The sequence below is a fragment of the Martelella sp. genome (genome assembly GCF_984369615.1).
Genome location: NZ_CFHTCS010000162.1, coordinates 1 through 9,582 on the forward strand (window position 1 = coordinate 1; position 9,582 = coordinate 9,582).

Consider the following 9,582-nt stretch of genomic DNA (forward strand, 5'->3'; position numbering starts at 1 on the left):
AGCTCCTGGCAGCTCCTGCCGGCTCCCGCGTCACGCTCGGCCTTGATCCGGGCATCCGCACCGGCGTCAAGGTGGCAGCCGTCGATGGCACCGGCAAGCTTCTGGACACGGCCACGATCTACCCGTTCCAGCCGCGCAATGACGTGCAGGGATCAATGGCCGTGCTGAAGGCGCTGATCGCCCGCCACAAGATTTCGCTGATCGCGATCGGCAACGGCACGGCAAGCCGCGAGACCGAGAAGCTCGTGGCCGATCTGCTGAAGGAGGTCCCCGAGCCGAAACCGGTCAAGGTCATCGTCTCGGAAGCCGGCGCCTCGGTCTATTCGGCCTCGGAAACGGCTGCAAAGGAATTCCCCGGCCTCGACGTGTCGCTGCGCGGCGCGGTGTCGATTGCGCGCCGCCTGCAGGACCCGCTGGCCGAACTGGTGAAGATCGAGCCGAAGTCGATCGGCGTCGGCCAGTACCAGCACGATGTCGACCAGATCAAACTGTCGCGCTCGCTCGATGCGGTGGTCGAAGACGCCGTGAACGGCGTCGGCGTCGACCTCAACACGGCCTCCGCCCCGCTTCTCGCCCGCGTTTCCGGCCTAGGACCGTCCATTGCCGAAGCCATCGTCATCCACCGCGATGAGAACGGCGCGTTCCAGAGCCGCAAGGAACTGCTGAAGGTCGCCCGCCTCGGCCCGCGCGCCTTCGAGCAATGCGCCGGCTTCCTGCGCATCCGCGACGGCAAGGAGCCGCTCGATGCCTCCGCCGTGCACCCGGAAGCCTATGACGTGGCCAAGAAGATCGTCGCCGCTTGCGGACGCGACTTGAGAACCCTGATGGGCGACAGCGCCGCCTTGAAATCCGTCGACCCGCGCCAGTTCGTCGACGAACGCTTCGGCCTGCCGACGGTGCGCGATATTCTTTCCGAACTGGAAAAGCCCGGCCGCGACCCGCGCCCGGAATTCAAGACCGCAAGCTTTGCAGACGGCATTGACGAAATCTCCGACCTGAAGCCCGGCATGGTGCTGGAAGGCACGGTCACCAATGTCGCCGCCTTCGGCGCCTTCGTCGATATCGGCGTGCATCAGGACGGGCTTGTCCACGTCTCCCAGCTTGCCGACCGTTTCGTCAAGGACCCGCATGAGGTGGTCAAGGCCGGCGATGTGGTGAAGGTGCGTGTGGTCGATGTCGATGTGAAACGCAAGCGCATCGGCCTGTCGATGAAGAAGGATGACGGCGCGCCTTCCGCCGGGGGGCCGCGCAACGACCGCAAGCCTGAACGGACGAACAAGCGTGACAACCGGGCGTCCCAAGGGGCCTTCGGCGCGGCGCTGGCGAATGCCATGCGCAGGAAATAGCGCTCAGAGCTTTTCGATCCGGTTGCCGTAGATATCATAGCCCCGGCTCTCGCCGGCCACCCGGTAGCCGGTGGTAACCACGGCGAGGCCGGAAAACATGGTGAAGAAAGACGTCACCGTACTGAAGAAGACGGCAACCACCGTGACAAAGGCGCCGACCGTCGGCGCCAGCGCCGCCGGCGCGACTGTCAGGTAGAGCGCGGCCAGCGCGGCAAGGCCGAACTGCAACAGCAACGACAGAACCATGACCAGAAGCGCGATGACGACGTTGGTGATTGCCATGACAAGACCGAATCCCTCACCATGGCGAAAGGCATCGGCGACTCCGAAATCGCGGTCAACCGCTGTCGCCGGAAGCACCAGGGAATAGCGCATCGCCAGCGCGACGACGGCAAAATAACCGACAAGGCCGACGAGTCCGAAGAGGAGCAGTGAGAACCAGTCGCCATTGCGCGAAAGCGCTGCGAGCAGGACCACGACAGCGACCACCGGCACCATGATCAGCAGCATCACCAGCCCGACAAGAATGCTCTTGCCGAGAAAACGCAGTTCGCGCCGTGCAAAACGCACCGGAAAAGATTTCGGCATTTCGCCCAGAAGACCGTGCCTGTGCCAGGCGACGGCGACGGAGCAAAAGGCGATGATATAGATCACGCCCATGGCGACAGCGCCGAGAACAGACAGCAGCACCTGACGGTTGCTAAGCGCGCTCGATTCGAGGCGCACCGGCTCTGCCGGCGAAAACAGACTGACGAAGAAGGCCAGCAGCACCCAGGGCCAGGCAATCCTGAGCGCGACCACGATGTTTGAAAACAGCAGGCCCAGCGATCCGCCCATGACCGCCTTCAGCCGTTCACCAAAAGTCATTGTTCACGCCCCCGGCACCCGAATCAATTCGCACAAAAGTCTTTCCGTCACACATTTTCAAACACGTCGGCACGTCGCAACCAAAAATTGCGAATTCTGCAAGTCTTTGAAATAAAGGCCGGAAGCCAAGGCGCGGGAGATGCCGGGACCGCCTTGTTTCTTGTTTCAAAACGAATATTGTACGCTTAACAATATGTGACATTAGCAGGCATTCAGGGGATTGCGATGGCTTCGCCGCTGTTCAACCTGATCGACAAGATCATCAAAACCGGAACACTCAGGATCAAGACGGAAACGGGAGAGATCACCACATTCGGAGACGGTTCCGGCGAACCCGTCGCTGTCCGCTTCACAGACAGGCAGGCCCAGGATCTCGTCGCGAGCGACCCGGCTCTCACGCTCGGCGAGATGTACATGCAGGGGCGCTTCCTGATGGAGGAGGGCGATATCTACGATTTCCTCTCGCTCGTCCGGCGCAATACGCTCGATATCGTCTTCAGTCCCATGATGGCGGCGAAACTGTTCTGGCGTACTGGCCTCGCCCAGATCAGCACGCGCCTGCCGATCAACAGGAACCGCAAGAATGTCTCGCATCACTACGATCTGACGCCACCCTTGTTCAGCCTGTTTCTGGACGAGGACTGGCAGTATTCCTGCGCCTATTTCGATCCGCCGGACATTTCGCTGGACGAGGCGCAGCTCGCCAAGAAACGCCACATCGCCGCGAAACTGCGCCTCAATGAAGGCCAGCGCGTTCTCGAGATCGGTTCGGGCTGGGGCGGACTCAGCATGTATCTCGCCGAGATGGCCGGCGTCGACTGCACCGGCATCACGCTCTCCCACGAGCAGCATGACATCTCGGAGGATCGCGCGGCCAAGCGCGGGCTTTCCGACAGGGTGCGTTTTAAGCTTCAGGACTACCGCACGATGAAGGCCAAGCCCTTCGACCGGATCGTCTCGGTCGGCATGTTCGAACATGTGGGCATCGGCCGCTACAGGAACTTTTTCGACAAGTGCTTCGAGCTCCTCGATGACGATGGCGTCATGGTGCTGCATTCGATCGGGCGCGACATCGCTGGCCATGGCCACACCAACCCCTTCATCGAGAAATACATCTTCCCCGGCGGCTACATTCCTTCGCTTGCGGAAGTGCTGCCGGCGGTGGAAAAATCCGGCCTTCTCGTGCGCGACATCGAAATCCTGCAGATGCATTATGCCCACACGCTGCGCGCCTGGCGCCAGCGCTTCGTTTCCCGCAAGGAGGAAGCGATCAGGCTTTATGACGAGCAGTTCTTCCGCATGTGGGAATTCTATCTGGCGGGTTCGGAAATGGCCTTCGAATGGGACAAGATGTTCGTCTTCCAGATGCAGTTGTCGAAGAGCCAGTTTGCCACGCCGAACAACCGCCGTTATATGTTCGAGGCCGAGGAGAAGCTCAAGGCCGCGGAAGCGACCAGGGCGCCTCTCGAACCGGTCGAATTCGACTGAAGCCCTGCCCTCTTCGGGGATAAAGGCTCCAGACGGCACCTGACCGGTCGGCAGACTTGACGCTTTGATGCACAGAGGTCTCATGGGCACGACCACAGAGGATAACGGCCGCGTTTTCGACGCTCCGTCGGACAATTTCGTCTACAACCTTTTGCCGCGCCGGCTTTGGCCCTATGCCCAGCTTGCCCGCTGGGACCGGCCGATCGGCTGGCAATTGCTGATGTGGCCGTGCTTCTGGTCGGCGGCTATGGCGGCGGCCGTGACGGCCGAGGCCAACGCCTTCCGGCCCGGCCAGTTCATCGCCCATCTCCTGCTGTTCTTCATCGGAGCGGTTGCCATGCGCGGGGCGGGCTGCACCTATAATGACCTCGTCGATCACGATATCGACAATCAGGTGGCGCGCACGCGCTCGCGTCCCCTGCCGTCCGGCCGCGTCACCCGGCGGCAGGCGAAGATCTTCATTCTGCTGCAGGCGCTGACCGGCCTTGCCGTTTTGCTGTCGTTCAACCTGTTCACGGTTCTGCTCGGCTTCGCCTCGCTGGCATTCGTGGCGATCTACCCCTTCGCCAAACGGTTCACCGACTGGCCGCAGCTTTTCCTGGGGCTGGCCTTTTCCTGGGGCGGGCTTGTTGGCTGGGCGGCCGTGCTCGGATCGCTCTCCTTGCCGGCGGTGCTGGTCTATCTCGCCGCAATCGTCTGGACCATCGGTTACGACACGATCTATGCCCATCAGGACAAGGAGGATGACGCGCTCATCGGGGTGCGCTCCACCGCGCTGCTGTTCGGGAAAAAGACGAAACCCTGGCTCGTCCTCTTCTATGCCGCCATGCTGGCCCTGCTTGTCGTCGCCTATCTGGTCGCCGGTCTTGGCTGGGCCGCGTTCGCCGGCCTTCTGGCGGCAGGCGCCATGCTGTTCTACCAGATCGCCGTGCTCGATATCGATGACGGCGCGCAGTGCCTCAAACTGTTCAAGTTCAACAGCCGCGTCGGCCTGGTGGTTTTCATCGGCCTGGTGGTCGCGATTTTCCTCGCCTGAGAGTTACGCGGCGACCGCGCGGCCCTTGACCGTCATCTTCACGCCGATCGGGCAGTCGCTGAGCCGCATGGCAAGGCGCTTGATGCTGCGGGCCGCGGCCCGGCGGGCGGGACCTGCCGCATCGTCATTGGCGGCAACGGCCTGGTGCGGCTTGCAATCGACCGGACGGGCGATGCCATCGGCTTCCACCATCATCATCGGGATATCGTAAAGCAGCGCCCAGTCCTGCCAGTCGGCCACAATTTCGCTCAGATCATGGGCGACAAGCAGCGGAATGCAGAGTTCCGGATCCGCATGGTGCAGCTCCAGCGTCACCGTGATGCCGCCATCGGCGTGAGCAACGGCGCGGGCGGCAACGCCCTTGAAGGCACGGCCCGGAAGCGCGATGGAGAAGGGCAGGTTGCTGGAAGGCAGGTTGCGGCGGACAACGGCGCCGCGCTGATCGAGCTTGACGCCGATACGGGTTTCGGCCCCCTTGGCGACATAGGAGAACTTCTGCGGGAACTGCGCCGGATCTATCCTGAGAACCGGTTCCTCATTGCCCCTCTTGACCTGCGAATTCGTCATCTGATCACCCTTTGGCTCTGTCGCCGGTATCCGGCTTTTTCTCTGCGGACTTTCCGTCCGTCTGAAGGCCATCCTAGGCGAGGTTCTTACCAGCCGCCTTAACAAGCAGGGTTAAGAAAATCCAACCCGGATGAATGGTTATCAAAATCCGATCCGTAAGGGTTGAGAGAGCGTGAAGGCCCGGGCAAGGATGGGTTAACCTTGGATGCCGCGACCGGCCCGCGTCGGCTGCGCCTGTCCGGCAGATGTTCTCGACAGGACCGGAGACACCCGCCGGCGCATCAAGGACCGCAGACGGAAATACCCCCGCAGCCGGGCCGCCGGGGTATTTTCGACTGACGCAGGTTGCCGAAGGCCGGTTTCCGGCGCCGGGTAGCAGGCCCTCAGACAGGCAAGTCCGTCCAACAGCCGCATAGGGATCATCAGCGATAGATCGCGGTGACCGCTTCCTCGCCGGCGCGGACATGGCCGCGATACATGCCTTCCGAATTGAACGGCAGGGCGATGTTGCCTTCGCGGTCGACGGCGATGACACCGCCGGAGCCGTCGTTTTCGCCGAGATCGACCATCACGACATGGCGCGCCGCGTCTTCCAGGCTTTCGCCCTTGTAGCGCATTCGGGCCGCGATCTCGGAGGCCGCCGTCCAGCGGATGAAGATTTCGCCATGGCCAGTGCCGGAAACAGCGCATGTGGCATTGTCGGCATAGGTGCCGGCGCCGATCACCGGCGTATCGCCGATTCGGCCCTTGGCCTTGCCGGTCCAGCCGCCGGTGGAGGTGGCGGCGGCCAGATTGCCGTCATTGTCGCAAGCCACCGCGCCGACCGTGCCGTGACGGCGCGCCGGGTCGGCGTCATCCTCGCCCTTGGCCTTCATCTTCAGGGTTTCCTGAAGCGCATTCCAGCGGGCCTCGGTGAAGAAATAGTCCTTGTCGCCGAACTCCAGGCCGGCCTTGCGGGCAATTTCCAGCGCGTTCGGGCCGGTCATGCACACATGGACGGTGTTTTCCATCACCGCGCGGGCCGCGCGCACCGGGTTCTTCGGTCCGAAAATGCCGGCGACGGCGCCGGCCCTGCGGTCACGGCCGTCCATGACGGCAGCATCCATCTCCTGTTCGCCGTGATCGGTAAAAACCGCGCCGCGTCCGGCATTGAACAGCGGCTCATCCTCAAGCGCGCAAACGGCTGCGGTGACAGCATCGAGGGCCGGTCCGCCATCCTTCAGCACCGCCTCGCCCGCTTCGAGCGCGCGACGCAGGCCAGCGTGATAGGCCGCTTCCTTTTCCGCCGTCATCTTCGATTTCAAAATGGTTCCGGCCCCGCCATGGACCGCCAGAGAATAGCGCATGTCTTACTCCTTCAGCCCGGCTTCCCGGGCGCAGTAGCGGGCGATATCCGCATGGGTGGCAATCCAGCAATCGCCCTTTGCCGTGATGTGGGACAACAGTTCTTCCAGAATGAAGATGCGCGACCGGTAGCCGGTAATATGCGGATGCATGGTCAGCAGGAACATGCCGCCTTCCGCATAGGCGCCGTCGAACTCACGCCGGAAGATGTCGAGAACATCGGCAGGCGGGGTATAGGGCCGCTGCGCGCCGAACCGGTTCATCATGAAATAGACGGCGTCATCGCGGATCCACTCGACCGGCAGTTCGACAATGCCGGTAGCCTCGCCATTATCAAGGATTTCATAAGGATCGTCATCGGCAAAGAGCGAGCTGTCATAGAGAAGGCCGAGTTCGCGCGCGATCTTCAGCGTCGCATCGGAATAGTCCCACGAGGGCGTGCGCATGCCGACTGGCCGCGTGCCCGTAATCGTCTCCAGCGTATCGGCGGAACGCAGCATCAGTTCGCGCTCCTTATCGGCCGGCACCTGGGCATTGCGCTCGTGGATCCAGCCGTGGAGGGCGATTTCGTGGCCGTCATCAGCAAGGGACCTCTGCTCTTCAGGATGCAGCAGCGCGGAGACGGCTGGCACGAAGAAACTCGCCTTCGCGCCAAAGCGATCAAGCACCTTGCGGATGCGCGGGATGCCGCGCCGCGCGCCGAACTCGCCCCAGCTGAGGCGGGCGGGCGATTCGCCGCCGTCGCGCAGCTCATTGGTCTCGTGGTCGCTGTCGAAGCTCAGCGCCACGGCGCAGCGCGCGCCGCCCGGCCAGGCTTTCGGCAGCAGGCTTCTGCCCGCGCGCACCTGGTTGACCCGGCCGCGCCAGGTCGCTTCGTCCCATTCATAGGGTTCGCTCATGCATGGCCTCCATCGACCGAAAGAATTTGTCCGCTGATCCAGCCTGCTTGCGGCGAAGCCAGAAACGTCACGGCGTTCGCGATATCGGCCGGCGCGCCGAGACGGCGCATGTGAATGCCGGCAACAACCGCTTTCTGCCGCTCCGGCCCGAAGGCCTGCCACTGCTTCTGCGTCGACGGGTTGGAAAGAATAAAGCCCGGCGCCACGGAATTGACCGTGATGCCGAAGGGGCCGAGCTCGAGCGCCAGCTGTTTCGTCAGCCCCACAAGCGCGTGCTTCGCGCTGGCATAGGCCTGAATGCCGGTGAGGCTCGGCCGCAGGCCCGCGCCAGAGGAAATGGTGATAATCCGGCCCCCGCCGTTCTGCTTCATGCCCGGCGCCACAGCCTGAGCGCACCACATGGCGGCATCGACATTGGCCTGGAAGATCACGCGCCAGTCATCCTCGCCGATCTCTTCGATCGGGCGGCCTGCCTGCCCGCGCACCCCGCCGGCCGATGTCACAAGACCGTCGACCCGGCCATGTTGCGCGAGCACCGACCGGATGGCGGCATGCGCGCCCTCGCGGCTGCCGAGATTGGCCTGATGCAGGCTGATGCCCTCCGCCTCCAGGGGCATCATGCCATCAGCGTCGATGTCGATGGCCGCGACGTCGGCGCCCGAAGTCCTCAACTGGCGGGCAATGGCCGCGCCGATGCCCTGCGCTGCGCCGGTGACGGCGAAGATTTTTCCAGACAGATCTAGCTGCACAGCGGCACCATCTCATCGACAAGGGCCACCGATTGTTCGCGCTTCCCGTCCTCGATGGCATGAATGAGGTCGACCATCCTGGCGAGCGCGGGAACGGCAAGACCGTGCGAGGCGGCAAGCGGGATCATCGTCCCGATCTGGGCATCAACCTCCGTCTTGCGCTTGCGCACGGCCAGATCGCGCCAGATGCCGGAATGGGTCTTTGCGGTCTTGCGGTTATGCGCCACCATCTTCTCGATCGCGATCCGCATCCCATCCGGATCGGCCGTCAGAAAGGCCGCCGGATCAAATCCGTTGAAGCCGAGCGGGTTGACGCCTTCTGCTGCCGCAAGCGTCATCACCTCATGGCCGAGCTTTTCATAAACGACGCGGTGTTCCGGACGCGCCATCGCATCCGACATGGAAAGGGGCGTCAGCGCGGTGCAGAACAGAAGCGCGCCGTAGCCCATCTTGCCCCAGAGATAGCCCCAGATATTGTCGGTCGCCACCGCGTCCGGCTCAACCAGCGACAGGAGACTGTGAACTTCGGCAACACGCGGCGTCATCCGGCCGTCGAGCTCTCCGACGGCAACGGCAGCGCGGTTGCCGTATAGAATACGCCCCGGCTCCAGCCAGTCCGCGCCGAAGTTGACGAAACAGCCGACGGTTTTCCCGGCGCCGATCCTCTCGGCGATCACCTTTTCGTTGAGGCCGTTCTGGGCAGAGACGACATAGCCGCCCGGCGCCAGATGCGGGATAAGCATCTCCAGCGCTTCGGCCGTGTGATGCGCCTTGACCGCCAGGAACACACGCTCGAACTCCCCTTCCAGTTCGTCGGGCGTGCTTGCCGGCAACACATGCGTGAACGCCTCCACCGGCCCCTCGATCCTCAGGCCCGCGGTGCGCATCGCCTCGACATGGTCCGGAACGATATCGACCATATGCACGTCATGACCGGCCCGGGCGAAACAAGCGCCAAGGACGCCGCCGATCGCGCCGGCGCCCCAGATCAGAACAGGAGAATTGCTCATGCCCAGTCACCCTCGATCAGGCTGCGCGTCTCTTCGACGGCGACGGACCAGATCCGGTCCATGTCCTCGTCTGGTCGTTGATAAAGACCACCGTAATTGCCGTCGCCGATCAGTTCGCGCACGCCTTGCGCATTGCGGTCGCGCAGCCGATCGAAATCGACGTAGGGCTTCTGCTCGGCCGGCATCTCGCGGCCCGGCAGCCGGGTCCAGGGAAAGTTCTCCATCCAGCTTGCATGGCTGGCGACGGGATCGATCTCGCGCACGGCCGCAAACGTC

At 63.2% G+C, this 9,582-nt stretch carries 9 protein-coding genes and 1 pseudogene; 3 read left to right on the top strand and 7 right to left on the bottom strand.

Annotation, left to right across the window (positions count from 1 at the left end):
* A partial coding sequence (locus AC5DC2_RS13560; protein WP_491698859.1) for a helix-hairpin-helix domain-containing protein occupies positions 1-1,346 on the top strand: 1,346 nt, incomplete at its 5' end.
* 3 nt (positions 1,347-1,349) lie between these two features.
* Here the strand turns inward: AC5DC2_RS13560 and AC5DC2_RS13565 are convergent.
* Entirely contained in the window at positions 1,350-2,213 is an 864-nt protein-coding gene (locus tag AC5DC2_RS13565) for a hypothetical protein (protein ID WP_152534415.1), read from the bottom strand.
* 225 nt (positions 2,214-2,438) lie between these two features.
* On the opposite strand from AC5DC2_RS13565, the gene AC5DC2_RS13570 reads away from it, so the two are divergent.
* Together AC5DC2_RS13570 and ubiA are read left to right on the top strand one after the other, a co-directional pair.
* Positions 2,439-3,701: a cyclopropane fatty acid synthase gene (locus AC5DC2_RS13570; RefSeq protein WP_024706193.1), complete on the top strand. Its 1,263-nt coding sequence runs from the start codon at positions 2,439-2,441 to the stop codon at positions 3,699-3,701.
* An 82-nt stretch (positions 3,702-3,783) separates the two neighbouring features.
* Positions 3,784-4,737, top strand: coding sequence for a 4-hydroxybenzoate octaprenyltransferase (ubiA, locus tag AC5DC2_RS13575; RefSeq protein WP_491698860.1), 954 nt, complete (start codon positions 3,784-3,786; stop codon positions 4,735-4,737).
* Positions 4,738-4,740: 3 nt separating this feature from the next.
* Here the strand turns inward: ubiA and AC5DC2_RS13580 are convergent, their stop codons facing one another.
* The 6 genes and pseudogenes from AC5DC2_RS13580 to AC5DC2_RS13605 form a co-directional block, all read right to left on the bottom strand.
* On the bottom strand, positions 4,741-5,304 hold the full coding sequence (locus AC5DC2_RS13580; protein WP_491698861.1) for a DUF6101 family protein: 564 nt from the start codon (positions 5,302-5,304) through the stop codon (positions 4,741-4,743).
* Positions 5,305-5,726: 422 nt separating this feature from the next.
* Positions 5,727-6,650 (bottom strand): isoaspartyl peptidase/L-asparaginase family protein, encoded by a 924-nt coding sequence (locus AC5DC2_RS13585; protein WP_024706196.1) that lies wholly within the window; start codon positions 6,648-6,650, stop codon positions 5,727-5,729.
* 3 nt (positions 6,651-6,653) lie between these two features.
* Entirely contained in the window at positions 6,654-7,547 is an 894-nt protein-coding gene (locus AC5DC2_RS13590; protein ID WP_491698862.1) for a polysaccharide deacetylase family protein, read from the bottom strand.
* Entirely contained in the window at positions 7,544-8,296 is a 753-nt protein-coding gene (locus AC5DC2_RS13595; RefSeq protein WP_491698863.1) for an SDR family NAD(P)-dependent oxidoreductase, read from the bottom strand. The genes AC5DC2_RS13590 and AC5DC2_RS13595 overlap by 4 nt, the downstream gene beginning before the upstream one ends.
* Entirely contained in the window at positions 8,287-9,306 is a 1,020-nt protein-coding gene (locus tag AC5DC2_RS13600) for a ketopantoate reductase family protein (protein ID WP_491698864.1), read from the bottom strand. The genes AC5DC2_RS13595 and AC5DC2_RS13600 overlap by 10 nt, the downstream gene beginning before the upstream one ends.
* Positions 9,303-9,582, bottom strand: a pseudogene (locus AC5DC2_RS13605) (creatininase family protein); the annotation flags it as partial. The gene AC5DC2_RS13600 and the pseudogene AC5DC2_RS13605, both read right to left, overlap by 4 nt.

Coding starts and splice junctions, on each gene's coding strand:
- AC5DC2_RS13590 (WP_491698862.1), bottom strand. CDS start 7,547: ATGAGCGAACCCTATGAATGGGACGAAGCGACCTGGCGCGGCCGGGTC.
- ubiA (WP_491698860.1), top strand. CDS start 3,784: ATGGGCACGACCACAGAGGATAACGGCCGCGTTTTCGACGCTCCGTCG.
- AC5DC2_RS13565 (WP_152534415.1), bottom strand. CDS start 2,213: ATGACTTTTGGTGAACGGCTGAAGGCGGTCATGGGCGGATCGCTGGGC.
- AC5DC2_RS13580 (WP_491698861.1), bottom strand. CDS start 5,304: ATGACGAATTCGCAGGTCAAGAGGGGCAATGAGGAACCGGTTCTCAGG.
- AC5DC2_RS13585 (WP_024706196.1), bottom strand. CDS start 6,650: ATGCGCTATTCTCTGGCGGTCCATGGCGGGGCCGGAACCATTTTGAAA.
- AC5DC2_RS13570 (WP_024706193.1), top strand. CDS start 2,439: ATGGCTTCGCCGCTGTTCAACCTGATCGACAAGATCATCAAAACCGGA.
- AC5DC2_RS13600 (WP_491698864.1), bottom strand. CDS start 9,306: ATGAGCAATTCTCCTGTTCTGATCTGGGGCGCCGGCGCGATCGGCGGC.